The 24,013-nt window shown below is 56.8% G+C and carries 24 protein-coding genes; 12 read left to right on the forward strand and 12 right to left on the reverse strand.

The window, feature by feature from the left end; genetic code table 11:
* Position 1: 1 nt before the first annotated feature.
* The 4 genes from nrdE to V5P19_RS20620 form a co-directional block, all read right to left on the reverse strand.
* Positions 2-2,146, reverse strand: a complete 2,145-nt coding sequence (nrdE, locus tag V5P19_RS20605; RefSeq protein WP_334407014.1) for a class 1b ribonucleoside-diphosphate reductase subunit alpha — start codon at positions 2,144-2,146, stop codon at positions 2-4.
* On the reverse strand, positions 2,119-2,529 hold the full coding sequence (nrdI, locus tag V5P19_RS20610; RefSeq protein ID WP_334407016.1) for a class Ib ribonucleoside-diphosphate reductase assembly flavoprotein NrdI: 411 nt from the start codon (positions 2,527-2,529) through the stop codon (positions 2,119-2,121). The genes nrdE and nrdI overlap by 28 nt, the downstream gene beginning before the upstream one ends.
* Entirely contained in the window at positions 2,526-2,765 is a 240-nt protein-coding gene (nrdH, locus tag V5P19_RS20615) for a glutaredoxin-like protein NrdH (protein ID WP_334407018.1), read from the reverse strand. The genes nrdI and nrdH overlap by 4 nt, the downstream gene beginning before the upstream one ends.
* A 242-nt stretch (positions 2,766-3,007) precedes the next feature.
* Positions 3,008-3,334 carry a DUF883 domain-containing protein gene (locus V5P19_RS20620; RefSeq protein ID WP_334407020.1) on the reverse strand — a complete coding sequence of 109 codons (327 nt, stop codon included), beginning with the start codon at positions 3,332-3,334 and terminating at the stop codon, positions 3,008-3,010.
* Positions 3,335-3,492: 158 nt separating this feature from the next.
* Between V5P19_RS20620 and V5P19_RS20625 the strand changes: the two genes are divergently transcribed.
* Positions 3,493-3,837, forward strand: a complete 345-nt coding sequence (locus V5P19_RS20625; RefSeq protein WP_334407022.1) for a DUF2002 family protein — start codon at positions 3,493-3,495, stop codon at positions 3,835-3,837.
* A 32-nt stretch (positions 3,838-3,869) separates the two neighbouring features.
* On the opposite strand, the gene alaE is transcribed toward V5P19_RS20625, so the two are convergent.
* Complete coding sequence (gene alaE / locus V5P19_RS20630) at positions 3,870-4,319, reverse strand: L-alanine exporter AlaE (RefSeq protein WP_334407024.1); 450 nt, start codon at positions 4,317-4,319, stop codon at positions 3,870-3,872.
* Between the two features lie 481 nt (positions 4,320-4,800).
* Here alaE and stpA point away from each other — a divergent pair, with 481 nt between their 5' ends.
* The gene (stpA, locus tag V5P19_RS20635) at positions 4,801-5,205 is read left to right on the forward strand and encodes a DNA-binding protein StpA (RefSeq protein WP_334407027.1); all 405 of its coding nucleotides are present in this window, start codon (positions 4,801-4,803) and stop codon (positions 5,203-5,205) included.
* Positions 5,206-5,242: 37 nt separating this feature from the next.
* Here stpA and V5P19_RS20640 read toward each other — a convergent pair whose 3' ends face one another.
* Together V5P19_RS20640 and V5P19_RS20645 are read right to left on the reverse strand one after the other, a co-directional pair.
* Positions 5,243-5,422: a hypothetical protein gene (locus V5P19_RS20640; protein ID WP_334407028.1), complete on the reverse strand. Its 180-nt coding sequence runs from the start codon at positions 5,420-5,422 to the stop codon at positions 5,243-5,245.
* A 79-nt stretch (positions 5,423-5,501) separates the two neighbouring features.
* Positions 5,502-6,023 (reverse strand): rhodanese family protein, encoded by a 522-nt coding sequence (locus tag V5P19_RS20645; RefSeq protein WP_334407029.1) that lies wholly within the window; start codon positions 6,021-6,023, stop codon positions 5,502-5,504.
* 196 nt (positions 6,024-6,219) lie between these two features.
* Here V5P19_RS20645 and V5P19_RS20650 point away from each other — a divergent pair, with 196 nt between their 5' ends.
* Positions 6,220-6,378 (forward strand): YqaE/Pmp3 family membrane protein, encoded by a 159-nt coding sequence (locus tag V5P19_RS20650; protein WP_334407031.1) that lies wholly within the window; start codon positions 6,220-6,222, stop codon positions 6,376-6,378.
* Here the strand turns inward: V5P19_RS20650 and V5P19_RS20655 are convergent.
* Complete coding sequence (locus V5P19_RS20655; RefSeq protein ID WP_334407033.1) at positions 6,375-7,304, reverse strand: LysR substrate-binding domain-containing protein; 930 nt, start codon at positions 7,302-7,304, stop codon at positions 6,375-6,377. The genes V5P19_RS20650 and V5P19_RS20655 overlap by 4 nt on opposite strands.
* A gap of 322 nt (positions 7,305-7,626) precedes the next feature.
* Between V5P19_RS20655 and V5P19_RS20660 the strand changes: the two genes are divergently transcribed.
* From V5P19_RS20660 to V5P19_RS20690, 7 genes are all read left to right on the forward strand, one after another.
* A complete protein-coding gene (locus tag V5P19_RS20660) occupies positions 7,627-8,232 on the forward strand; it encodes an ankyrin repeat domain-containing protein (protein ID WP_334407035.1) in 606 nt (201 codons plus the stop codon).
* Positions 8,233-8,337: 105 nt separating this feature from the next.
* A complete protein-coding gene (fdrA, locus tag V5P19_RS20665) occupies positions 8,338-9,879 on the forward strand; it encodes an acyl-CoA synthetase FdrA (RefSeq protein WP_334407037.1) in 1,542 nt (513 codons plus the stop codon).
* Positions 9,879-11,294, forward strand: a complete 1,416-nt coding sequence (locus tag V5P19_RS20670) for a DUF1116 domain-containing protein (RefSeq protein WP_334407039.1) — start codon at positions 9,879-9,881, stop codon at positions 11,292-11,294. Before fdrA ends, V5P19_RS20670 begins: the two co-directional genes overlap by 1 nt.
* Positions 11,295-11,305: 11 nt before the next feature.
* The gene (locus V5P19_RS20675) at positions 11,306-12,859 is read left to right on the forward strand and encodes a xanthine permease (RefSeq protein WP_334407041.1); all 1,554 of its coding nucleotides are present in this window, start codon (positions 11,306-11,308) and stop codon (positions 12,857-12,859) included.
* The gene (locus tag V5P19_RS20680) at positions 12,856-13,812 is read left to right on the forward strand and encodes a carbamate kinase family protein (RefSeq protein ID WP_334407042.1); all 957 of its coding nucleotides are present in this window, start codon (positions 12,856-12,858) and stop codon (positions 13,810-13,812) included. Before V5P19_RS20675 ends, V5P19_RS20680 begins: the two co-directional genes overlap by 4 nt.
* Before the next feature lies 1 nt (position 13,813).
* Entirely contained in the window at positions 13,814-15,193 is a 1,380-nt protein-coding gene (locus V5P19_RS20685) for an amidohydrolase family protein (RefSeq protein ID WP_334407044.1), read from the forward strand.
* Between the two features lie 82 nt (positions 15,194-15,275).
* Complete coding sequence (locus V5P19_RS20690) at positions 15,276-16,007, forward strand: class I SAM-dependent methyltransferase (protein ID WP_334407046.1); 732 nt, start codon at positions 15,276-15,278, stop codon at positions 16,005-16,007.
* Here the strand turns inward: V5P19_RS20690 and V5P19_RS20695 are convergent.
* The gene (locus V5P19_RS20695; protein ID WP_334407048.1) at positions 16,004-16,606 is read right to left on the reverse strand and encodes a short chain dehydrogenase; all 603 of its coding nucleotides are present in this window, start codon (positions 16,604-16,606) and stop codon (positions 16,004-16,006) included. The two genes, V5P19_RS20690 and V5P19_RS20695, sit on opposite strands and share 4 nt — an antisense overlap.
* A gap of 97 nt (positions 16,607-16,703) precedes the next feature.
* Between V5P19_RS20695 and V5P19_RS20700 the strand changes: the two genes are divergently transcribed.
* Positions 16,704-17,591: a LysR family transcriptional regulator gene (locus tag V5P19_RS20700; protein WP_334407050.1), complete on the forward strand. Its 888-nt coding sequence runs from the start codon at positions 16,704-16,706 to the stop codon at positions 17,589-17,591.
* A 19-nt stretch (positions 17,592-17,610) separates the two neighbouring features.
* A complete protein-coding gene (locus V5P19_RS20705) occupies positions 17,611-18,792 on the forward strand; it encodes a PLP-dependent aminotransferase family protein (protein ID WP_334407052.1) in 1,182 nt (393 codons plus the stop codon).
* 448 nt (positions 18,793-19,240) lie between these two features.
* Here the strand turns inward: V5P19_RS20705 and V5P19_RS20710 are convergent, their stop codons facing one another.
* The 3 genes from V5P19_RS20710 to V5P19_RS20720 are packed head-to-tail and all read right to left on the reverse strand — an operon-like array spanning position 19,241 to position 24,013.
* Positions 19,241-20,410, reverse strand: a complete 1,170-nt coding sequence (locus V5P19_RS20710; RefSeq protein WP_334407167.1) for an HlyD family efflux transporter periplasmic adaptor subunit — start codon at positions 20,408-20,410, stop codon at positions 19,241-19,243.
* Between the two features lie 10 nt (positions 20,411-20,420).
* Positions 20,421-22,613, reverse strand: a complete 2,193-nt coding sequence (locus V5P19_RS20715) for a type I secretion system permease/ATPase (protein ID WP_334407054.1) — start codon at positions 22,611-22,613, stop codon at positions 20,421-20,423.
* Entirely contained in the window at positions 22,610-24,013 is a 1,404-nt protein-coding gene (locus tag V5P19_RS20720) for a TolC family outer membrane protein (RefSeq protein WP_334407056.1), read from the reverse strand. Before V5P19_RS20720 ends, V5P19_RS20715 begins: the two co-directional genes overlap by 4 nt.

A 24,013-nucleotide genomic window follows, 5' to 3' on the forward strand; every position in this document is an offset into this window, starting at 1 on the left:
CTTACAGCGCGCAGGACACGCAGCCTTCAATTTCGGTGCCTTCCAGCGCAAGCTGGCGCAGGCGAATGTAGTACAGCGTCTTGATGCCTTTCTTCCAGGCGTAGATTTGCGCCTTGTTAATATCCCGCGTGGTCGCGGTGTCCGGGAAGAACAGCGTCAGCGACAGCCCCTGATCCACGTGCCGGGTCGCCTCGGCATAGGTATCTATTATTTTTTCCGGGCCGATCTCGTACGCGTCCTGATACAACGCCAGATTTTCATTGGTCATAAACGGGGCAGGGTAGTAAACGCGCCCGGTTTTACCTTCCTTGCGGATCTCTATTTTCGACACAATCGGATGAATGCTCGACGTGGCGTGGTTGATGTAGGAGATGGATCCGGTCGGCGGCACCGCCTGCAGGTTCTGGTTATAGATGCCGTGTTGCATCACGTCGTCGCGCAGATGACGCCACATTTCGCGCGTAGGCAGGACGATCCCGGCCCGGGCAAACAGCTGGCGCACTTTCTGCGTTTTTGGCTGCCAGTCGTCTTCCAGATACTGCCGGAAATACTCCCCGCTGGCGTAGCGCGATTGTTCAAAGCCGGCGAAGCGCTGGCTGCGCTCGCGCGCCAGCATCATCGACGTATGCACGGCATGCCAGGTGATGGTGTAGAAATAGAGATTGGTAAAATCCAGCCCTTCCGGGCTGCCATAAGCGATGCCTTCTCGCGCCAGATAGCCGTGCAGGTTCATCTGCCCGAGGCCGATGGCGTGCGACGCGGCATTACCCGCCTCAATGGACGGCACGCTGCGGATGTGACTCATGTCCGAGACCGCCGTCAGCCCGCGAATGGCGGTGTCGACCGTGCGGCCAAAATCCGGCGAGTCCATGGTATGGGCAATATTCAGCGAGCCGAGGTTGCAGGAGATATCTTTGCCGATATCCGCATAGTCGAGGTTTTCGTCAAAGGTGGAGGCGCTGTTGACCTGCAGGATCTCCGAGCACAGGTTGCTCATATTAATCCGCCCAGCAATGGGGTTGGCGCGATTCACCGTGTCTTCGTACATGATGTACGGGTAGCCGGACTCAAACTGAATTTCAGCCAGCGTCTGGAAGAAGTCGCGGGCGTTAATGTACGTCTTGCGAATACGATCGTCGGCCACCAGGTCGTCATACAGCTCGCTGATAGCCACATCTCCGAATGCTTTGCCGTAGATACGCTCAATATCGTAAGGCGAGAATAGCGCCATGTCGGCATTCTGTTTGGCGAGGGCAAAGGTGATGTCCGGGATAACCACCCCTAAAGACAGGGTTTTGATGCGGATTTTTTCATCGGCATTTTCGCGTTTGGTGTCCAGAAAACGCAGAATATCCGGATGATGCGCGTGCAGATAAACGGCGCCAGCGCCCTGGCGCGCGCCAAGCTGATTCGCATAAGAGAAGGCATCTTCCAGCATTTTCATTACCGGAATCACCCCGGAGGACTGGTTCTCAATGCGTTTAATCGGCGCACCCGCTTCGCGCAGGTTGGAGAGCAGAAACGCCACGCCCCCGCCGCGCTTAGACAGCTGCAGCGCCGAGTTTACCGCGCGGCCAATCGACTCCATGTTGTCTTCAATACGCAGCAGGAAGCAGGAGACCAGCTCCCCGCGCTGGGCTTTTCCGCAGTTGAGGAAGGTCGGCGTGGCGGGCTGAAAGCGTCCTGACAGGATCTCATCGGCTAGCCGTTCGGCCAGCGCCTCATCGCCTTGTGCAAGCGTAAGTGCCACCATTACGGTGCGATCTTCAAAGCTCTCCAGATAGCGTTTGCCGTCGAAAGTTTTGAGGGTGTAGCTGGTATAATACTTCCACGCCCCGAGGAAGGTTTGAAAACGAAAGCCGCGCGCGTGGGCCTGCTCAAACAGCTTCACCACGAAGGCGCGATCGTAGCGGCTCAATACGCGCTCTTCGTAGTAGCCTTCCTTGACGAGATAGTCGAGACGCGCGTTTTGGCTGGCAAACGTCACGCTGTTCGGACGAACGTGTGCCGCAAAAAAGGCGTCCACCGCATCATGATCTTTGCCAAACTGGATGCGTCCCTCGCGGTCATAGAGGTTGAGCATTGCATTTAATGCGTGGTAATCAGGCGTCGCCTGAATCACACGTTCTGCGGTTGTCGTTGCCAAAATTTGTTTACTCCTTTACGCACGTTCTCTACGTCCTGCTGTGTCCCCATCAGCTCAAACCGATAGAGATAGGGCACGCCGCATTTTTGAGAGATAACATCCCCGGCGCGGCCAAAGGCATCGCCAAAGTTACGATTGCCTGCGGCAATAACGCCACGGATAAGCTGTCGGTTGTGGGGATCGTTAAGAAAGCGGATAACCTGACGAGGTACCGCGCCGGCCGTTCCACCCCCGCCATAGCTGGGCACCACCAGAATGTAAGGGGCGTCTACCTGAATACGCTCTCGCTCGTTAAGCGGGATGCGCACCGCAGGCAGCCCGACGCGCTCGATAAATCGATGCGTGTTTTCCGAGCTGCTGGAGAAGTAGACCAGCCCACTCATGCACTGGCGGCCTGAGCGGCAATGCGGTTAATCATGTCCGGACGAAAGCCAGACCAGCTGGTTTCCCCAGCGACCACCACCGGCAGCTGGCGGAAACCTTGCGCACGCAGGGTGTTGGCAGCGTCAGGAACCAGATCGATATTGACCATTTCAAACGCCACGCCGCGGCTCTCCATCGCCCGTTTAGTCGCGTGGCACTGAACACAATCGTTACGAGTGTAAATAATAATGCTCATGATTCGTATTTCCATTTAGAATGAGGGAGCGGCGCGAGTTATCGCGTCAGGTTGTGTGTCTCTTGCTAAAGGGAATACTAGATGTAGTTGAGATAAGTTTCAACCATACAAGATATGGGAATTTCAGATAAATATTGCCCTGGTGATGAGCTTAGCAGGGCAGGGCAAGCTATACGGGTTTCTCAGGCGTTCGGACAAAAAAAGCCCCGGTGCCAGAGGCTCCCGGGGCCGCTATGCGGAACTTACTTACGCAGGCTCAGCAGTGCGCCAACAAAAATACCGACGGCGGCTACTGTCCCGAGCGCGCAGAGCGGTTTCTCGCGGACGAAGGTATTCGCACAGCTGACCGCGTCGCAGGCCGCTTGCGTCGCACGTGACCGTCCGTGCATCCGGGCACGCGTTTCACGCAGCAGAGACTGAGCCTTACGTTTTGCGGCATCTGCTTCGTCCTTGGCATCTGAACCCCAGGACTTCAGCACTTCCTCCAGCGTGTCCGCTAATTGGCTGACATCATTACGAATATCCTGAGCGTCGTCGTTAATTTCGTTTCGGTTCGGTCTGTTAAACATACGATCCTCCATAATTTGTGTTCCCGTTTAGTTTAGTTCAGAAATTTAATATCTGAAGCGAGTCACGCCTTATCGGGCAGTTTATGGAATATTCTGAAAGCCCTGCTAATGCTGAATACTGTAAGGTTGCCGGGCAGTAATGATAATGAGGAAGAGATATGTATTTACGACCCGATGAGGTGGCGCGCGTTCTTGAAAAAGCGGGATTCACCATGGATGAGGTAACATCAAAAGCTTACGGATATCGCCGTGGCGAGAATTATGTTTACGTTAACCGTGAAGCAAGAATGGGGCGCACAGCTCTCATTATTCACCCGACGCTCAAAGACAGAAGCCAGTCATTTGCTGAGCCTGCCTCGGATATTAAAACCTGCGATCATTATCAGCAATTTCCGCTCTATTTAGGCGGCGAGAGGCATGAGCATTATGGTATTCCGCACGGTTTCAGTTCGCGCATGGCGCTGGAGCGGTTTCTGACGGGACTGTTTGGCGACGTTCAGTAAGTCTGCGACTGGCATTGGCCAGTCGCCTCACATCACGCCTTAGCCTGGCTGTACTGGCTAACTTTGAACAGGCGACGACAGTAGTCGAGAAAATAGCCGTACGCCGCGCCCATCAACATAGAAATCACGATATTTGAGCTTACCGCTGCGGCGATTTGATGCCAGTCCGCGCCCACGACCAGCAAAATGGCAACGTATACCGGAGACTGGAACGTTACATACGCCAGAACGTCTGCCAGGTTTTTCGCCCAGCCTGACGGGCTAATGCGGCGAGCACTTCGCATGACGGCATCACGGTATAATCCGTAAGGCCACGCAATAATAATGTTAACCGGGATCGCCACAAGACGAGAAGAAAGTGACTGCTCGAAGGACATTCCGGAGAGGAATATTTCAATCAGCATGTTCACGACGGAACAGTAGACAACCATCGCGAAAGTATCCGCTACCGCATGGCGCAAGCGAGATTGCGGTGAGAACATGTCTGAACTCCTTAAGAAGAACACAATAGTATCGTTTTGACCCGTGGCAATTAGTGCTTTAGGTTGGTTTATTTTACGCGTATAGCGTATATCTCTACCTTTGAAGTGACAACTAGTGATTAATTTTTATTTGTTGCCATTTTATCCACAAAGTGCTCTAAAGTTGCCTGTTTTTTGTTCGGTGCGTTATTTTCTGTCTCGGTTGGTTATTTGTTTATAAAAATCAAAGGATTACATTTAATGTGGTGACGAGTGAATGGCCCAGCATCCCGCAGCAGGGCGTTCTTTGATTTGGATTAAAATTGACCATTTATATTGGTGTGATGATTTGGTCGAGAGAAATTAGGCGTTCATAATTAAATTAAATATTTTAAAACATTTGCGATATTGGTAAGTCGACCCGATGGGTGGATATTGCGGAAGAAATGAATTACTCTGTAAGTTGATTTTCTATTTTTCCATAAAAAAGGTTTTCAATTAAATGTCTTTAACCTTACAGAATCTGAATAATATCCGTACTCTGCGTGCCATGTCGCGTGAATTATCCCTGGACGTTCTGGAAGAAATGCTGGAAAAAGTCAGGATCGTTGCCGAAGAAAAACGAAGCGAACAGGCTGAAGTCGAGCAACAGCGTGCAGAACAGCAGGATAAAATTAATGCGCTGCTGGAACGGATGAAGGCTGATGGTATTTCCCCAAGCGATCTGCTGGGTGCCGATTTGGTCCAGGCGGGTCAACCAGCGAAAAAACGTAAAGCGCGTGAAGCGAAATATCGTTTTATTGACGTGAATGGCGAAGAGAAAACATGGACCGGTCAGGGGCGTACGCCAAAAGCGATCGCTGCTGCGCTGGCAAGCGGTAAATCACTGGATGATTTTCTGATCTAATCCGTAAGCCGGGCGGAAGTTCCGCCCGGTTGCTCCCTTAGCAGACGCCAAAGTCACCGTCTTCAGTGTACAGCGTCACGTCTGCGGCATTCAGCGTAAATTTCTCACCCTTTTCATTGCTGGCCTGCACAGCCACAATGCTGTCATCTTTTACTTCAAGCACCTTCAGTTTCGGGCCGCCCTGACGCGGTTGCACAAAATCGCCGACAGAAAACATAGTACCTCCTCATCGTTTTAATGATCTTCAACATAGCCCACGTATGGCGAAGCGTACAGGGTATTCAAGCGATTACTGCTTATGAAGTACGTCGATTCCACGGCATCATGTTGAGCAGGCGTGCCATTCCGCAAAAGCCCGTCACACCGGCGAACACCAGCCCGGCACCCACGAAACCGCTAAGCAGGAAAAAGCCGCTGGAGACCGCATAGCCCAGTACAACACCGAGCAGAATCAACAGTCCGGCAGTGATTTGCACCTGGCGCATCAGCGGGAGCGGCTGGGATGTATCTTCAACGGTCGGCAATCCTGCCTGTTTCCAGCCCTGAATGCCCCCTTCGACAACGTACGCCTGCGCTGGAGAGGCTGCCAGCGCCAGACGGTCAGCATTGCCCGATGTGCGTGCGCCAGACTGGCAGTGAAAAATCACCGTTTCACCCGGCCCCGCGTTAAGCCCTGCGGGTAACGTATTCAGCGGCACGCACTGCGCCACAGCAATATGCTCGCGGGCATATTCGTCGACATCTCGGATATCGATCAGTTTTGCGCCTTCAGCGACGAGCGCATGTGCTTTTTGTGGGGAAATAAGCGGGAGAGACATGGTGTTTCCTTACCGGCATATGAAAAGGATCGGCATCGTGCAAGAAGTAGAACATTTATTGACGGTCTTAAGCCAGTGTAAAGAGGGTAAAGGCAGGTAAAAGAAGAAGAGGAAGGCGTCAGTCGCCGATAAACTGACTATGCTTAGAGATGTTCTCTTTTTTTGTTTTCAATTGGTTAGCTTGCACGGAGTTCTTATGGGTTTTTGGCGTATCGTTATTACTATCCTTCTACCGCCGCTGGGCGTGCTGCTCGGCAAAGGGTTGGGCTGGGCATTTATTCTGAATATCCTTCTCACATTACTGGGCTACATTCCTGGACTCATTCACGCGTTCTGGGTTCAATCCAAAAATTAAGCTCGCCAGAGTAAATCACTGTAGATCCCGGTCAGTACGCCCTCTGGGCCAAACTGTTGTTTGATCCAGCGCGTGACCTGGCCGGTCGCCGCATGCTGTGTGGCCAGCAGCATGCGCGAGTCCTGTCGCGGATTATTAATACGCCGCGTGACCAGAAGACCGTCTTCCACCGCGTCCCTCGCCATATATTCCGGTAAAAAACCAATTCCATCGCCCAGAATCTGACACTGGCATTTGGTGTTGAAATCCGGAACAAGAATCGCCTCTTGCCCGTGCAGCAGCCAGCCGACCTTTTTATTAATGGTATGGGCAGTATCTTCCACCATGATATTGGGATACAGACGGAGCTGACTTTCGGCTATCGGCTCCGGCGTGAACGCCAGCGGGTGCTCGGGGGCGATGGCGAAAACCCATCGAATGGCGCCAATCTCGGTGTAATCAATACCGCCGCCGTCGAGCAGCGTATCCGGCGCGCCAATCGCGATATTGGCCTGGTTATTGATGATCGAATCCCAGACGCCGTTATACACCTCGGTAGTGACGGTGATCTGGCAGGTAGGAAACTGTTTTTTCAGCACCTGCAGCAGCCGCGCTGTATGGCGCGGGGTATACAGCAGCTGGTTAATGCAGATGCGCACCCGCGCCTCAATCCCCTGGGAGATGGTGTCAATCCCGCGCTTGATGGCGTAAAAGTCGTTCAGCAGGTCCGTGGCTTTACGGTAAAAGTAAAAGCCGGATTCGGTCAGCTCAATGCTTCGCGTGTTACGCACAAACAGCACCACGTCCAGCCCGGTCTCCATGCGCTTAATGGTGTAACTGATGGCTGACGTCGTGACGCCCAGCTCCGCGGCGGCTTTGCTAAAACTGCCAAAGCGCGCTGCCGTGGTGAAAGCCAGCAGGTTCTCTTCGGTAAAGATGGAATTCATATCACAGCCTCTGGGTATCATCAGTTTTGAACATATTTTAACAAACACTCTACAACGCATTTGAAGCAGGTCACACTTCTGACTATTTGCTAAGACCCTTGTCGCGCAAGGCTTTATCAGACATAAGCATAATGCAGCGTTGCGCGCTAAAAAGCGGATAAACATAAGAAAAAGATTGCACGGCCGCACATTTTGACTGGACTGTTGAATTTAACTCAATAATGAATTGACTGTCGATGAATCATTTTTAAGCGGATTCTTTTCTGCAGGGGCTGTTGCTATTCTCAGGTCATCAGCAATGAAATTCATCGGGAGTCCGAATATGTCTGCAACTGAACTGGTTACTGAATTTCACCTGGCGGCAGAGGAGGGGAATATCGACGCGCTAAAAGCCTGCCTGGATAAAGGTGTCGATATCAACGCCACGAACCGTCAGAAAAGAACCGCCATTATTATTGCCAGTCTGAAAAAGCATTATCCCTGTGTGGAATTATTAATTGCCGCCGGAGCGGATATTGATAAACAAGACCAGACCTGTTTTAACCCTTTCCTGATTAGCTGCCTGACCAACGACCTTACCCTGCTGCGCATCGTATTGCCTGCCAATCCCGATCTTGACCGCCTGACGCGGTTTGGCGGCGTGGGCATTACGCCTGCCAGCGAAAAAGGACACGTCGACATTGTGCGTGAGCTGCTGGCAAAAACCGACATTAACGTTAACCACACCAACTTCGTAGGCTGGACGCCGCTGCTGGAAGCCATCGTGCTAAACGACGGCGGCGCAAAGCAGCAAGAGATTGTGAAGCTGCTGCTGGATAACGGTGCTAACCCGCACATGACCGATAAATACGGTAAGTCTCCGCTCGAACTGGCGCGGGAAAAAGGTTTCAACGAGATCGCAGATCTGCTGCTGGCAGTCGGCGCGTAAATTCACGGCCAGCCAGACCCGGCTGGTCGCTCATAAATAAGCATTTTACCGTCGTGCACGTTTGCACGATGGCGGCCCCCTTTTATCCGCATTCAGGAGAAAATAATGCCAACCAAAATTGTGATTAAAAAGAATACCTATTTTGATTCCGTCTCGTTAATGTCGGTTTCCACCAAAGCCAATAAATTGCCGGGCGTGGAGCAGGCGTTTGTCGCAATGGCGACAGAGATGAATAAAGGGGTATTAAAAAACCTCGGGCTGTTAACGCCGGAATTAGCCGAGGCCAAAAATGGCGATCTGATGATCGTTATTAAAGGCGAGGCGGCAAATGATGACACGCTGGCGGCCATCGAAGCCTTGTTCACCCGTAAAGCGCGCGCGGGCTCACACGAATCCCGCTTCGCCACCCTCGCCAGCGCGAAAACGCACCGCCCGGACAGTAACCTCGCCGTCATTTCGGTAAACGGTACCTTTGCTGCCCGCGAAGCGCGTCAGGCGCTGGAGAACGACCTCAACGTAATGCTTTTCTCCGACAACGTCAGCCTCGACGACGAACTGGCCCTGAAACAGCTGGCACACCAGAAAGGGCTGCTGCTGATGGGCCCGGACTGCGGCACCGCCATCATTAACGGAGCAGGGCTTTGCTTTGCCAATGCGGTTCGCCGCGGGCCTATCGGCATTGTCGGCGCATCCGGCACCGGCAGCCAGGAGTTGAGCGTGCGCATTCACGAATTCGGCGGCGGCGTGTCGCAGCTGATCGGCACCGGCGGGCGCGATCTCAGCGAGAAGATTGGCGGCCTGATGATGCTGGACGCCATCGAGATGCTGGAAGCCGACGACGCCACCCAGGTGATTGCGCTGATTTCCAAACCCCCTGCGCCAGCGGTGGCTGAGAAAGTGCTGGCCCGCGCGCGCGCCTGCCGCAAGCCGGTTGTGGTCTGCTTCCTGGGCCGTAATGCACCGCCTGCCGATGAAGACGGGCTGCAGTTTGCCCGCGGCACCAAAGACGCGGCGCTGAAGGCGGTTCTGCTTACCGGCATCAAAAAAGCGTCCCTGGATCTGCATCCGCTTAACTGGCCGCTGATCGACGAGGTGCGCGCCCGCCTGACGCCGAAGCAGAAGTACATTCGCGGTCTGTTCTGCGGCGGCACCCTGTGTGACGAAGCGATGTTCGCGGCGCTGGAAACGTTCGACGACGTCTACAGCAATATCCAGCCGGATCCTGCGAAACGGCTGAGCGACATCAGCGTCAGTCAGGCGCATACCTTCCTCGATTTTGGCGATGACGATTTCACCAACGGCAAGCCGCATCCGATGATCGACCCGACCAACCGCATCAGCCGCCTGCTGCAGGAGGCCCGCGACCCGGAAGTCGGGGTAATTGTGATGGACTTCGTGCTGGGCTTTGGCGCGCACGAGGACCCTGTAGGGGTGATGCTCGACGCCATCAAAGAGGCGCAGGCGATTGCGAAAGCCGATAACCGTCCGTTGGAGATCCTCGGCTATGTGCTCGGCACCGACCAGGATCCGCAGCCGCTGGCGCAGCAGTGTCAGTTGCTCACCGATGCCGGCGTAATTTGGGCCAGCAGCAGCACCAACACCGGCTTACTGGCACGTGAATTTGTCTGCAAAGGGGAGAAAGCATAATGACGACTGTATTTAACCAGCCGCTAAACGTGATTAACGTCGGCATTGCAATGTTCAGTGACGATCTCAAAAAACAGCACGTCCCCGTGACCCAACTCGACTGGACGCCACCGGGGCAGGGCAATATGCAGCTGGTCGAGGCACTCGACCAGCTGGCAGAGAAACCGCTGGCGGAGAAAATCGCCGCCGCCAACAAGCTCGCGCTTGAGCGCATTATCCAGTCCCATCCGGTGCTGGTGGGTTACGACCAGGCCATTAACGTGGTGCCGGGCATGACCCGTACTACCATCCTGCACGCGGGCCCGCCCGTCTCGTGGGAAAACATGTGCGGGGCGATGAAAGGGGCGGTCACCGGCGCGCTGGTCTTCGAAGGGCTAGCGAAAGACCTGGAGGATGCGGCCAGGCTGGCGGCATCCGGCGACATTACCTTCTCGCCGTGCCATGAGCACGACTGCGTAGGATCGATGGCGGGCGTCACCTCCGCGTCGATGTTTATGCACATCGTGGAGAATAAAACCTACGGTAACCGCGCGTTTACCAACCTCAGCGAGCAGATGGCGAAGATCCTGCGCATGGGCGCCAACGACCAGAGCGTCATCGACCGCCTTAACTGGATGCGCGACGTGCTTGGCCCGATGCTGCGCGACGCGATGAACATCATCGGCGAAATCGACCTGCGCCTGATGCTGGCGCAGGCGCTGCACATGGGCGACGAGTGCCACAACCGCAACAACGCGGGCACCACGCTGCTGATCCAGGCGCTGACGCCGGGGCTGATTCAGGCGGGCTATCCGGTGGAACAGCAGCGCGCGGTCTTTGAGTTTGTTGCCAGCAGCGACTACTTCTCCGGCCCAACGTGGATGGCGATGTGTAAGGCCGCGCTGGATGCCGCTCACGGTATCGAGTACAGCACTGTCGTCACCACCATGGCGCGTAACGGCTTCGAGTTCGGCCTGCGCATTTCTGGCCTGCCGGGGCAGTGGTTCACCGGTCCGGCGCAGCAGGTAATCGGCCCGATGTTCGCGGGCTACCGGCCGGAAGATTCCGGGCTGGATATCGGCGACAGCGCGATTACGGAAACCTACGGTATCGGCGGCTTTGCTATGGCGACCGCTCCGGCGATTGTGGCGCTGGTGGGCGGCACGGTGGATGAAGCCATCGACTTTTCGCGCCAGATGCGTGAAATCACGCTCGGCGAAAACCCCAACGTCACCATTCCGCTGCTCTCCTTTATGGGCATCCCAACCGCGATTGATATCACCAAAGTAGCGGGCAGCGGCATTCTGCCGGTGATCAACACCGCCATTGCGCATAAAGACGCCGGTATCGGCATGATTGGGGCGGGCATCGTTCACCCGCCGTTTAGCTGTTTTGAAAAGGCGCTGTTGACCTTCCGCGATCGCTACTTTTTATAAGGCATGCATTCATGAAAAACATGAAACTGGAGTGGAAAAGAGGTGACTGGGCAGCCTATTTCGGGTTGATGACCAACAACCTGACCAATTTGCTGACCATGATGGGGCTGCTCATTTTTGTCGTCGGCATCCCGAAGGAGATTGTTTATGGACGCATCGCGCCGGCCTTCGGGCTGGCGGTGCTGGCGGCGAGTATTTGCTACGCATGGTTCGGCATGCAGATGGCGCGTCAGACCGGGCGCACGGATGTGACCGCGCTGCCGTCTGGCCCCAGCGCACCGTCCATTTTTACCGTGACCTTTCTGGTATTAATGCCGGTGTATCAGCAGACCGGCGATGCGGAGTTTGCCATCCAGATCGGTCTGGTGTGGTGCTTCGTGGAAGCGATGATCCTGGCGGGCGGGTCGTTTTTAGGCGAAACCATCCGCAAGATGATTCCGCGCACCGTGCTGCTGTCGTGCCTGTCCGGTTTGGGCCTGCTGCTGCTGGCGATGAACCCCATGCTGCAGGCGTTCGAAGCGCCAACCGTATCGTTCATCGTGCTGCTGCTGATCTTTATTAACTGGTTTGGCAAAAAGCCGATTTTCGCCCGTATCCCGACCGGTTTGCTGCTGTTGATTGCAGGTACCGCTCTGGCGTGGATCTCCGGCCTGCAAAGCCCGGAGGCCATCAAAGCCTCGATGTCGTCGTTCGGCTTTAACCCGCCGCAGGTACACATTGACAGCTTTATGCAGGGTTTACCGCACGCGCTGCCTTACCTGGCCTCTGCGGTCCCGCTGGGACTGGCGAACTATATCTTCGATCTGGAAAACATTGAGAGTGCCCACGCTGCAGGAGACGAATATCCGACGCGTAAAGTCATGCTGGCAAACGGCCTGGCCTCAATGCTTGGCTGCCTGATGGGGAATCCGTTCCCGGTGACGGTCTATGTCGGTCACCCGGGCTGGAAAGCGATGGGCGCGAGCATCGGCTACACGCTGGCATCCGGCGTGACCATGTTCATCGTACCGCTGTTCGGGCTGGGGGCGTTTATGCTCGCCATCATTCCGATGACCGCCATCGTGCCGATACTGGTGTTTATTGGCGTGGTCACCGCCAACCAGGTGGTGAGGGAAACGCCCAAAATGGAGGTGCCCGTTATCTTCATCTGTCTGTTCCCGTGGATCGCAAACTGGGCGCTGACCATGATGAACAGCGTGATGGGCGCGGCGGGCACCAGCGCGGCGAAAATCGGCACCGACGTGCTGCACAGCAAAGGCATTTACTACGAAGGGCTGGTGCATCTGGGCAACGGGGCACCGCTCGCCAGCATGCTCTGGGGGTGTATTGCCATCTTCGCCATCATCAACAAACCGCTGCGTGGCGCCGTTGCCGCCGCCGGTGGGGCATTGCTGGCGCTGTTTGGCGTGATTCACGCGCCGGTAGTGGGCTTTGCCGAAGGCAGTTCGCTGATGTTCGTCACGGCCTACCTGATGTTGGGCGGCATGTTTGTGGTGAAGCATTTCCTGGATAGCCGCGAAGCAGCAAGCGCTGAATCTGGCACCGTTGCGAAGGAAAACGTATGAAAGAGCTCATGGTCGTTGCCATTGGCGGCAACAGCATTATCAAAGATAACGCCAGCCAGTCGATTGAACATCAGGCGCAGGCGGTAAAAGCGGTGGCGCAGTCCGTGCTGGAGATGCTGGCCTCTGACTATGACATTGTGTTGACGCACGGTAACGGCCCCCAGGTGGGTCTGGATCTGCGCCGTGCGGAAATTGCGCATGAGCAAGAAGGGCTGCCGCTGACGCCGCTGGCGAACTGCGTGGCGGATACCCAGGGCGGTATTGGCTACCTGATCCAGCAGGCGCTGAACAACCGCCTTGCCGCGCGCGGCGAGCAAAAGGCGGTCACCGTGGTGACCCAGGTGGAGGTGGATAAAAGCGATCCTGGCTTTACCCATCCCACGAAACCCATCGGTGCGTTCTTCAGCGAGGCGCAGCGCGATGAACTGCAGCATGTCCATCCGGACTGGCATTTTGTCGAAGACGCGGGGCGGGGCTATCGCCGCGTGGTGGCCTCGCCGCAGCCGCTGCGCATTGTTGAAGCCGACGCCATCAAGACGCTGACGCAAAAAGGGTTTGTGGTGATCGGCGCGGGTGGCGGGGGGATCCCCGTGGTTCGCAGCGCACAGGGGGACTACCAGAGCGTGGACGCGGTGATTGATAAAGACCTCTCAACCGCGCTGCTGGCACGTGAGATCCGTGCCGACGTGCTGGTCATCACCACCGGGGTTGAGAAAGTGTGCATCAACTTCGGCAAGCCGAACCAGCAGGCGCTGGACACCGTTAACGTGACGCAGATGACGCGCTACATGGCAGAAGGGCATTTCCCGGCGGGCAGTATGTTGCCCAAAATAGTTGCCTCACTGGAATTTCTGCACCACGGCGGCAAGCGCGTGATTATCACCTCGCCGGACTGCCTGCCAGCAGCCCTGCGTGGGGAAACCGGAACCCATATTATTTGTGAAGGAAGATAAGATGACTGAGAACAAAAGCCGCCGTGAATTCATCAGCCAGAGCGGCAAAATGGTGACCGCCTGCGCCCTGTTTGGTGCCACCGGCTCCGTCGCGTATGCTGCCGAATCTGCAAAGACAACCTGCGAGACGGGCAAACCGATGAACATCACCGCAAAGCATTATTATCTGGACAACGTGCTGCTGGAGGCCGGGTTCAACGTTGACGGCGGCGTGGCGACGAGCACCGTCACCGAGCTAAAAACGCTGGAGATCAAGGACGGCAAAATCGTCGCCTTGCGCGACAACAAAAGCCACGCTGATGCTGCGCTGCCGCATTTTGATGCAGGCAACAAGCTGATGCTCCCGGCGATGCGCGACATGCACATTCACCTGGATAAAACCTTTTACGGCGGCCCGTGGCGTTCCCTGAATCGCCCGGCGGGCACCACTATTCAGGATATGATTCGCCTCGAACAGACGCTGCTGCCGGAACTGCAGCCGTATACCCAGGAGCGGGCGGAAAAACTGATCGACCTGATCCAGTCGAAAGGCTCCACCATTGCCCGCAGCCACTGCAATATCGAGCCGACCTCCGGCCTGAAGAATCTCGAAAATCTGCAGGCGGTTTTGTCGCGCCGTCAGCCCGGCTTTGACTGTGAAATCGTCGCGTTCCCGCAGCACGGGCTGCTGCTGTCAAAATCAGAAAAACTGATGCGCGAGGCGATGCAGGCCGGGGCGCACTACGTGGGCGGGCTGGACCCTACCAGCGTCGACGGGGCAATGGAGAAATCCCTCGACACTCTGTTCCAGATTGCGCTGGACTACGACAAAGGGGTCGATATCCATCTGCACGAAACCAGCCACGCGGGCGTGGCGGCGGTGAACTATATGGTGGAAACCGTGGAGAAAACCCCCGCGCTTAAGGGCAAGCTGACCATCAGCCACGCCTTCGCGCTGGCGACGCTTAATGAACAGCAGGTGGATGAGATCGCGACCCGAATGGCGGCACAGCAGGTGACCATTGCCTCCACCGTGCCGATTGGTACCCTGCATATGCCGCTGAAGCAACTGCGTGATAAAGGCGTGTTTGTGGTGACGGGCACCGACAGCGTGATCGACCACTGGTCGCCGTACGGTCTGGGGGACATGCTGGAGAAAGCTAATCTTTATGCCCAGCTCTACATCCGCCCGAACGAGCAAACCCTTTCTCGCGCATTAGGTATTGCTACCGGTGACGTGCTGCCGCTGAACGACAACGGCGAACGCGCGTGGCCGAAAGCGCAGGATGACGCCAGCTTTGTGCTGGTAGACGCCTCCTGTTCCGCCGAGGCCGTGGCGCGCATTTCTCCGCGCACCGCGACCTTCCATAAAGGGAATCTCGTCTGGGGCACGGTGGGCTGATGTGCATTTCGCCCTCTCCCTCTGGGGAGAGGGCCAGGGTGAGGGGTATACTGCGAGGCACATTCTTAAAGAGGGATCTGCCATGGCACAAAACATCTACGACAATCCGGCATTTTTCGAAGGCTACGCGCAGCTTCCGCGCTCGGTGCAGGGTCTGGACGGCGCGCCGGAGTGGCCCGCGCTGAAAAACATGCTGCCCGATCTCACCGACAAATCGGTTGTCGATCTTGGTTGCGGCTACGGCTGGTTCTGCCGCGCCGCGCGTGAGCTGGGCGCCGCTGAGGTAACCGGGGTTGATATCTCAGAAAAGATGCTGACCCGTGCGGCGGAACTGACGGATGACGCGCATATTCACTACCAGCGCAGCGATCTTGAATCGCTAACGCTTCATGAGAACAGTCTCGATCTGCTCTACAGCTCGCTGGCGTTGCACTACCTGCCAGAACTGGACACGCTGTTTACTCAGGTTCAGCGTGCGCTCAAACCCGGCGGCAGTTTGGTCTTCTCCATAGAGCACCCGATTTACACCTGCGCCACCCGTCAGGGCTGGCTGACCGACGATAACGGCGAGCGGTTCTGGGGGGTGAATCACTATCAGGACGAAGGCAAGCGCGTCAGCAACTGGCTGGCGGACGGGGTGATCAAATACCACCGTACGCTGGGGTCTACCCTCAACGCGTTAATCAAAGCAGGGCTGACGATAGCTGAGGTAAATGAGTGGGGACCAACGCAGGCGCAGATTGACGCCTGGCCCGCGCTGTCCGAAGAGGCTGAACGCCCGATGCTGGTGCTGATTTCAGCCCGTAAGGCTTAATAACCCACCTTATACACCCGCCCACTTTGCACCCCTTCCACGCTGCGGCGATAGGCCAGGGCAACGGTTGCGGCGGGTACGCTTTCAAACCCGGGGAAGAAGCCGTCGTAGGCCTCGGCGGATTCGGTGAGCACGGTTGGGCTGATCAGGTTGATGCGGATCCCGCGAGGCAGTTCACAGGCCGCGGCGCGAACGAATCCTTCCAGTGCGGCGTTTACCGTGGTGGCGTTGACGCCCTGCGAAATCGGCTCATGCGCCACAATTCCGCTTATCAGGGTAATGGAGCCGCCCTCGTTCAGATAATGCTGGCCGGTCAGCGCCAGACGCACCTGCCCCAGCAGCTTATCCTGCAAGCCCTGGTTGAAGTCGCTGTCCTTCATGGTCGCCAGCGGCCCAAAGTGTAATCCCCCGCTGGCAGAGACGATCGCATCCACCGGACCGATTTTTTCGAACAGCGCCTGCACGCTCGCCTGGGACGTGATATCAACCTGATAATCACCCTGCGTGCGACCCACGCGAATGACCTCATGACGACGACTCAGCTCTTCCGTCACTGCACGACCGACCGTACCGCTGGCACCGATAATAACGATTTTCATAGCAGACTCCTTATGTTGTGAGCCTCTATTCTTTAATAAATAAAATGTCGGATAAACTGGGCTAAAGTTAGATGATTACTAATCAGAGGTTTGTAATATGGATAAGCTTCGCAGCATGGAGACGTTCATCGCCGTTGTAGAACGCGGAAGCTTCACCGCTGCGGCGGCGCAGCTTGAGATGTCGGCGGTGATGGTGGGCAAATACGTCGCGCTGCTGGAATCGCAGCTGGGGACGCGTCTGCTTGAGCGTAACACGCGTCGCCAAAGCCTGACGGATGCCGGGCGCGTTTACGTCGACGAGGCAAAGCGCGTGCTGGAGCAGATCGCTATCGCCGAGAGCGCGGTAGAGCGTCTGCGCGCGGCACCGGCCGGAACCCTGCGCGTGACGGCACCCACGTCGTTTGGCGGCTGCGCGATCGCGCCGCTCACCGCCACATTTTTGCAGACCTACCCGGACGTGCGCGTGGAGCTGGATCTGACCAACCGGAGGGTAGATTTAGTGGATGAAGGGGTCGATCTGGCGATTCGTATCGGTGACATTCATCACGACGATCTTGTCGCAAAATACCTTTGTCCCTATCGGATGGTGATTTGCGCCGCGCCGGATTATTTAGCGCGACACGGCACGCCGCAAACGCCGAACGATCTGGTCGATCATTTGTGTCTGTCGCACACGGTGTGGACGGCGCGCAACGAGTGGCGGCTGCCCGGCATGGAAGGTGAGGTGCGCTGGAAGCGCGATGCGATATTAAGATGTAACGATGGCTACGGGTTGCGGATGGCGGCGAGGGCGGGGGCGGGGCTATTGCTGCAACCGGAGGTGCTGGTGGCGGAAGAGCTGGCGAGCGGCAGGCTGGTAAGGGTGCTGGAAGATTTCACCCCAGAACCGAGGCCGGTACATTTATTATGGCGTCAGGATTTAAGACCGCTGCCTAAGCTTACGGAATTTATCGCCCATCTTCTGCTAAGATTGGGCACAATATAAAAAAGAAGGTAATCAAAGAATGTCTGTGAATAAACTCGCTAGCAGCGCGCAGGGCCTGCAATCATCTGCCATCCGTGAATTATTAAAACATAGCAAAATGGCGGGTGTGATTTCACTCGGCGGCGGTATTCCTAACCCGGATCTTTTTGATCGCGAGGGCCTGAAAATGGCCGCGGATGCCGTATTATCACAACATTTTGGCGAGGCGTTTCAGTACGGCCTGACCGAAGGCGTACCGGGGCTGCGCGAAGAGATTCAACGCATCTGTGAAGGACGTGGCATTGCCTGTAAGGCCGATGACGTGGTGGTGACGTCCGGTTCACAGCAGTCTCTGGACGTGCTGGCGCGTGCCTTAATTAATCCTGGCGATACGGTCGTCGTGGAACGTCCCACCTATCTGGCCGCGTTGCAGGTGTTCGGCCTGGCGCAGGCGAATTTCGAATCCGTGGGTACCGACGGCGACGGCATGATCGTTGATGAACTCGAAACGCTGGTGGCAAATAAAGCCATTAAAGCCGTTTATATTGTGCCGACCTTTGGTAACCCGGGTGGGGTAACACTTTCTGAGGCACGTCGTAAACAGCTGGTGGAATTATCGAAGCGTTATGATTTCGTGATTATTGAAGACGACCCGTACAGCGAAATTAATTACACTGATGAAGTCTTCCGCCCGTTAATTGCGCATGCCAAAGATATCGGCAATGAAGAGAATGTGGTCTATACCTCAACCTTCTCTAAAATTCTGGCGCCGGGCACCCGCGTGGGCTGGGTGCTGGTACCTGAATGGCTGAAACGTGCGGTGGTGAACCTTAAGCAAACCACCGATCTGCATACCAGCACGTTGTCGCAGCTGATGACCTATGAGTACCTGAAAACTGGGCGTCTGGCCGATCAGATCAAAACCATCCGCGAAGCCTATCGCCAAAAGTATCAGACCTTTGCGAGTGAGCTGGAAGCCGAACTGGGCGACGTCATGACGTTCCACAAGCCTAAGGGCGGTATGTTCCTGTGGGCGAAAATGAACAATGGCATGAATACCACGCGCTGGCTGGAAAAAACGTTAAGCAACGGCGTCGTCTTTGTGCCGGGTGAATTCTTCTACTGCAACGAGCCAGACCACACGACGCTGCGTATGTCGTTTGTCACCCCGACGGATGAACAGCTGAAAGAAGCGGTTCGACGTTTGAAAAAATCGCTGTAACTGGCCTGCGCATAATGGCGGCGACGCCGTTATGCGCGATACGTCATTTACAGCAAGCCTTTCGTTCGTTGATGCAGGGTTTCTTCCTGAAAAATGAGTGGAGAGCAGTCGTAGTGTGCCGGTTCAGGCAACACCCGGTTGGCCAGATTTTCACTTCGCCATAATTTCCGCAGCGGTCTTTATACGGCTTAACTCTTCCTGTGTCCGTGAGTGAGTTTGTGCTTTCTTGCACTGTGAGCAAGTGCGTTTTATTGTCTGCCTGCCGATCATGTTATCTGGATGATGGCTGAAGGGAAGGGGAAAGCATGACTAAAGGTCATTTCTTCGAGGCGGGTTCCAGAGCACGGGGGGGGCTAATCCCAGACGGCGCTGCGCTTGCACGGGCCTACGGAAATGTAGGCCCGGCCTGGCGCTAAATATACGGAGCATGATTTTTCGGACGGGATCATCACCGCTCCCTCAGCGCCTCCTTCGCCCGGTTAAACGGCTTAATCATATAATCCAGCACCGTTTTCTCGCCGGTTTTAATATCCACGGTCGCAATCATGCCCGGCACAATCGAAAAATGCCTGCCCGCTTTATTGGCCAGATAGTCCTGGCTGGTGCGGATAAACACCCGGTAATAGAATACTTCTGGCTTGGCTTCGTCCTGAATGGTGTCCGGCGATATGGTTTCAACCACCCCGTGCAGGCCGCCGTAAATGGCGTAATCGTAGGCGGTGATTTTCACCAGCGCCTCCTGATTAGGGTGAATAAATGCGATATCGCGCGGCGAAAGGCGCGTTTCAATCAGCAGGTGATCGTCCACTGGCACAATTTCCATCAGCTCGCCGTTGGGCGGGATAACGCCGCCGATGGTAGTGACTTTGATGTTTTTGACGATCCCGCGCACCGGCGATTTCACCGTCAGACGATTGACCGAATCCTCGCGCCCTTTGAGGATCGCAGAGACCATATCCACTTCCGCATTGGCCTTGGATAAGGCTTCGCGCGCCTGAACGTAGTATTGCGAGCGCACGTCGGTGAGCTTGAGCTCCAGGTCGCTTTTTTGCCGCTGCAGACGCAATACTTCGACATGGCTGGCGGCGCCGGTTTTGACCAGACGCTGGGTGATCGCCAGCTCTTTGTTGGCGAGATCCAGCGCGGAGCGCAGCTCTCTTTGCGTATCCTCCAGCTGCGCGCGACGCGAGTTATAAAGACGGGTTTCTGCGGCGGTAAGATCCGTCCATTTCGCCAGCGACGGCGGGAACGTCAGCGGCAGATCGTTGACTTCCGCGTACAAACGCACGCTGGAAGCCAGCGATGCCCGATAGCGCGCCGCGCTTTCACCGACGTTTGATTCCGATCGCGTCGGATCGAGCCGCGCCAGAATTTGCCCGGCCTGCACCTGATCGCCCTCATGAACGTTTAATTCGGTCAGGATCCCGCCGTCCAGCGACTGTAAAACCTGCTCGCGCGAGCTGGGGATCACCTTCCCGGTTCCCGTTGAAACCTCATCCAGCACGCCAAACCACGCCCAGATCCCAACGGCAATAAAGAGCAGCAGCGACAGGAAAACAATGCGTCGTGCCCCGGTGTAGCCGCTTTCGGAGTCGAGCGCGTTGTCCAGGTCTTCCATTGCGGCAACATCACGCTGACTGATTTTCATTTTTCCACTCCCGTCCGGTTGCCTGCTGCTGTTGCTGCATACGGCTGTTGCTCAGCGCCTGCGCTTTCGGCGCATCCATCACCAGCATGCCTTCTTTCAATACCACCACGCGTTCCACCAGCTCCAGTACCGGCACGCGGTGGGTGGCGACAACCAGCGTGCGGTTGCCGAGCCAGGCGCTCAGACGCTGAATAAATTCCCGCTCGGTGTGTTCATCAAGCGATGCGGTGGGTTCATCCATTAGCACGATATTCGGGTCGCGCAGGAGCATGCGCGCCAGCAAAATTGACTGCCGCTGCCCGCCGGATAATCCAACACCGTTCTCCATGATCGGGTAGTCGAGCCCTTTGGGAAGCTTCTGCACAAAGCCTGCCGCACCGCACATATCCAGCACCTCAAAAATCTCTTCATCGGTGGCGCGCGGCATGCCGAGCGTAATGTTTTCCCGCAGGGTGCCGTAAAACAGCCGCGCGTTCTGCGTCATAAACCCGACGTTACGCCGCACGTCCGCCACGTCCAGATGGGGCAGGCTAAAGTTGTCGAGCCGCAGCTCGCCGCCGGCCAGATCCATACCGCCCGCCATCGCCTGCAGCAGGGTCGATTTGCCCGCGCCGTTGCGCCCGAGGATCGCCACCTTCTCGCCCGGCTTGATCTCCAGGCGGTTAATGCGCAGCGCCATGCGCGGATCGTCCGGGTGATAGCGGAACTGGGCCTGCTCGAACAGGTAATGCCCGCGCAGCACGTCCTGGCGGATCGGTGTTTCTTCGCGCTGGTTTTCCGTGGGCAGTTGCATAATGCTGTCCAGACCTTCTTTTGCGGCCTTCACCTGCTGCCAGCGCGCCAGCACACCGCAGAGGGTTGCCATCGGGGCGATCATGCGCGAGGCCAGCATTGAGGCGGCGACGACCGAACCGGTGGTTAAAGTGCCGTCGATCACCATCGGCGCACCCACGACGATCACGCCGGCATAGACCAGGCTTTGAATGGTCATCCCCCAGTTGATCAGGTTCTGCGTCAGCTCGCGGGTGCGTAAACCGGATTCCGCGGTGATTTGGATATAGCTGTTCCACTGCTGCAAAAAGCGGTTTTCCGCCTGCATTAGCTTGATGTCTTCCAGCCCCTGCACGCTCTCCACCAGCACCGCGTTACGCAGGGTGGATTCATGCGCCGACTGCTTTGCCAGCTCCGCCAGCCGCTTTTGCAGCAGCAGGCCTGGCAGCACCATGATCACCGCCGCGACCGGCGCGATCCACGCCAGCTGCGGGGCGATGATCGCCAGCACCACCACAAAGAGGAGAAAGAACGGCAGATCGACGATCGTGGAGATGGTGGACGAGGTGACCATCTCGCGGATCTGCTCCAGCTCGCGCAGCTGCGAAATGAAGCTGCCGGTGGATCGCGGAATAGCGCTGTTGCGCAGGCGCAGGGCATGCCCGAATACGCGATCCGACACGCGCAGATCCGAACGTTTGCCCAGCAGATCCATGATGTGCCCGCGCGCCACGCGCAGCACAAAGCCAAACAGCGTGGCGATCAGCACCCCAATGGTCAGCACGTAGAGCGTGGGGTAGGACTGGGCGGGGATCACCCGGTCATAGACCTGCATCGAAAAAACAATCCCCGACAGCGACAGCACGTTAATGAACAGCGCGGCGAGCATGACCCAGCTGTAGGGGCGCAGGTCGCGCATCACGAGACGGTAGAGCCAGTCCGGACGGTATTTTGAGATATAGGCATCCACGCGGCTGTCTTTCAGCGCGGCTAAAGGACGTAGGGCGATCACGTGGCGGATTGCGGGCAACATCGCGCTCATCGACAGACGGTTAGCGTGTGTGTTGTCGTCAAAAAAACTGACCTCCAGCGTATCCTCACCGTCGAAGTGTTCGATGACCCCAATTTTGCCCTCGTCCAGCGCCACCACCACCGGCAGACGCCAGCTGTTAATGGAATGCCGATCCGGGGTCAGCAGCTGAAAGGAGAGCCCGGCTTCGCGTGCAAGCTGGGTGAGGGCGGGCACCATCGGTTTACCTTTGAGCCACGGCGCGCCCGCCATCAGCGCGCCGGGCGAGCAGGCGACGCGGTAGCGGGTGGCAACATAGCCAAATGCCTGCGCCCATTGCGCCAGCTCTTCATCCGTTACGATCTCGCCCTGCGGAATGTCACGTTGCTTCATGGCTGGATCTCCACGGTCTGGATAGTGCGGTTTTCAAGATCGAAGGAATGACGCAGGCGTCCGGTGTTGTACAGGCAGTTCAGCTGGAGTTGATGCAGTTGCCCGGCGGTTTGCTGCTGGGTGAAACGCGCCTGGTAGACCTCTTGCTCGGCGTTGAGCACGTCGAGCAGCGGGCGTGAGCCGAGATCGAGATACTGCTGCTGGTACAGCTCGCGGGTGCGGGCGCTGAGGGCTTCCTGACGTCCCTGAATTTGCAGGGTGCTCATCAGGCTCATGACCTGGCTGCGGGCTTCAAGCAGCTTTTGCCGCACGTCGAGACGCGTGCGCTGGATGGTGGACTGCGCGGCGTCCACCGCGTGTCCGGCAGCGTTACGCCGGGCGGTGAGGCCGCCGCCCTGATAGAGTGGCATCTGGACTTTTACCCACGCGGAGTACTGGGTGCGATCCCGCGTTTCGTTGCCCGCAAAGCGATCGTTAAGGTAGTGGCGAACTTCAGGCTCAAGGGAGACGGTGGGGGTCATCTGCGCGTTGGCGTAATCGAGATTGGCCTGCGCGACGTTAGCCTGCGCCCAGGCAGCTAAGACCGCAGGCACCAGACGATCGTCTGGCTCGGCGATATCGCAGCTACGATCCAGGCTTTTCGGGAAATCGTTACTCACCGCGTTGAGATTGTTCCAGCCGAGGAAGCTCATCAGCGTGGCGCGGGCGCTGTCGAGGCTGGCCTGGTATTGCATCAACTGCGCGCGTGCGCCTTCGATTCGGGCATCGGTCTGCACTACGTCGGAGAGCGACGTGGCCCCTTCATCATTGCGCAGCTTGGTCAGTTTTCCGATCGAGGAGAGGGCGTCGAGCTGCTCTTTGGCGGTCTCGACCATTTGCTGCAGGGTTTGAACCTGTACCATGGCGATGGCGGTATCGTGGGCGATGGTGTCAATGCTGACCAGCACGTTCGCCTGCTGCTGGGCAACTCCGGCACTTTCGGCGCGCACCTGGCTTGAGACTTTGCCAAAGTCGTACAGCATCTGCGAAAGGGAAAGCACCAGCGACGGGGTAAAACCATTGTCGCTGCCGTCATGCGTGTAGCCGTTGTCCATCCCGGCATTTATTTGCGGATAGTATTTTGACTTGGCGACGTCCACGTTTTCGCTTTGCTGGTAGAGTTTGCCGACGGCTTCGCTGATGGCGGGATGCCAGGTGACGGCGCGGTTGACCGCCTCACTCAGCTGCAGCGTACCGGGCGCGGCATTACCGGCCACCGGCGCGACGCGGCCATTTAAAGAGGGGAGTTCCTGCGTTTCGCTGAGCAGTCCGGTATTGATCGTCCCCGCCGGATTGGCAGCGATGGCGGGCACAGATATCAGGCAGCACGAGAGCCACCAGTAAGGCATCTTCTTTCCCAT

Source organism: Enterobacter sp. UNJFSC 003, assembly GCF_036903355.1.
Taxonomy (GTDB): Bacteria; Pseudomonadota; Gammaproteobacteria; order Enterobacterales; family Enterobacteriaceae; genus Enterobacter.

Bases quoted from the DNA above. Each gene is read 5' to 3' on its own strand.
- V5P19_RS20680 (WP_334407042.1), top strand. From the start codon at position 12,856: ATGAAAGAGCTCATGGTCGTTGCCATTGGCGGCAACAGCATTATCAAA.
- alaE (WP_334407024.1), bottom strand. From the start codon at position 4,319: ATGTTCTCACCGCAATCTCGCTTGCGCCATGCGGTAGCGGATACTTTC.
- V5P19_RS20710 (WP_334407167.1), bottom strand. From the start codon at position 20,410: ATGGAAGACCTGGACAACGCGCTCGACTCCGAAAGCGGCTACACCGGG.
- fdrA (WP_334407037.1), top strand. From the start codon at position 8,338: ATGCCAACCAAAATTGTGATTAAAAAGAATACCTATTTTGATTCCGTC.
- V5P19_RS20645 (WP_334407029.1), bottom strand. From the start codon at position 6,023: ATGTCTCTCCCGCTTATTTCCCCACAAAAAGCACATGCGCTCGTCGCT.
- V5P19_RS20705 (WP_334407052.1), top strand. From the start codon at position 17,611: ATGTCTGTGAATAAACTCGCTAGCAGCGCGCAGGGCCTGCAATCATCT.
- V5P19_RS20625 (WP_334407022.1), top strand. From the start codon at position 3,493: ATGTATTTACGACCCGATGAGGTGGCGCGCGTTCTTGAAAAAGCGGGA.
- V5P19_RS20620 (WP_334407020.1), bottom strand. From the start codon at position 3,334: ATGTTTAACAGACCGAACCGAAACGAAATTAACGACGACGCTCAGGAT.
- nrdI (WP_334407016.1), bottom strand. From the start codon at position 2,529: ATGAGTGGGCTGGTCTACTTCTCCAGCAGCTCGGAAAACACGCATCGA.
- V5P19_RS20690 (WP_334407046.1), top strand. From the start codon at position 15,276: ATGGCACAAAACATCTACGACAATCCGGCATTTTTCGAAGGCTACGCG.
- V5P19_RS20655 (WP_334407033.1), bottom strand. From the start codon at position 7,304: ATGAATTCCATCTTTACCGAAGAGAACCTGCTGGCTTTCACCACGGCA.
- V5P19_RS20700 (WP_334407050.1), top strand. From the start codon at position 16,704: ATGGATAAGCTTCGCAGCATGGAGACGTTCATCGCCGTTGTAGAACGC.
- V5P19_RS20695 (WP_334407048.1), bottom strand. From the start codon at position 16,606: ATGAAAATCGTTATTATCGGTGCCAGCGGTACGGTCGGTCGTGCAGTG.
- V5P19_RS20660 (WP_334407035.1), top strand. From the start codon at position 7,627: ATGTCTGCAACTGAACTGGTTACTGAATTTCACCTGGCGGCAGAGGAG.
- stpA (WP_334407027.1), top strand. From the start codon at position 4,801: ATGTCTTTAACCTTACAGAATCTGAATAATATCCGTACTCTGCGTGCC.
- V5P19_RS20670 (WP_334407039.1), top strand. From the start codon at position 9,879: ATGACGACTGTATTTAACCAGCCGCTAAACGTGATTAACGTCGGCATT.
- V5P19_RS20685 (WP_334407044.1), top strand. From the start codon at position 13,814: ATGACTGAGAACAAAAGCCGCCGTGAATTCATCAGCCAGAGCGGCAAA.
- V5P19_RS20640 (WP_334407028.1), bottom strand. From the start codon at position 5,422: ATGTTTTCTGTCGGCGATTTTGTGCAACCGCGTCAGGGCGGCCCGAAA.
- V5P19_RS20715 (WP_334407054.1), bottom strand. From the start codon at position 22,613: ATGAAGCAACGTGACATTCCGCAGGGCGAGATCGTAACGGATGAAGAG.
- V5P19_RS20650 (WP_334407031.1), top strand. From the start codon at position 6,220: ATGGGTTTTTGGCGTATCGTTATTACTATCCTTCTACCGCCGCTGGGC.
- V5P19_RS20675 (WP_334407041.1), top strand. From the start codon at position 11,306: ATGAAAAACATGAAACTGGAGTGGAAAAGAGGTGACTGGGCAGCCTAT.
- V5P19_RS20720 (WP_334407056.1), bottom strand. From the start codon at position 24,013: ATGGGAAAGAAGATGCCTTACTGGTGGCTCTCGTGCTGCCTGATATCT.
- nrdH (WP_334407018.1), bottom strand. From the start codon at position 2,765: ATGAGCATTATTATTTACACTCGTAACGATTGTGTTCAGTGCCACGCG.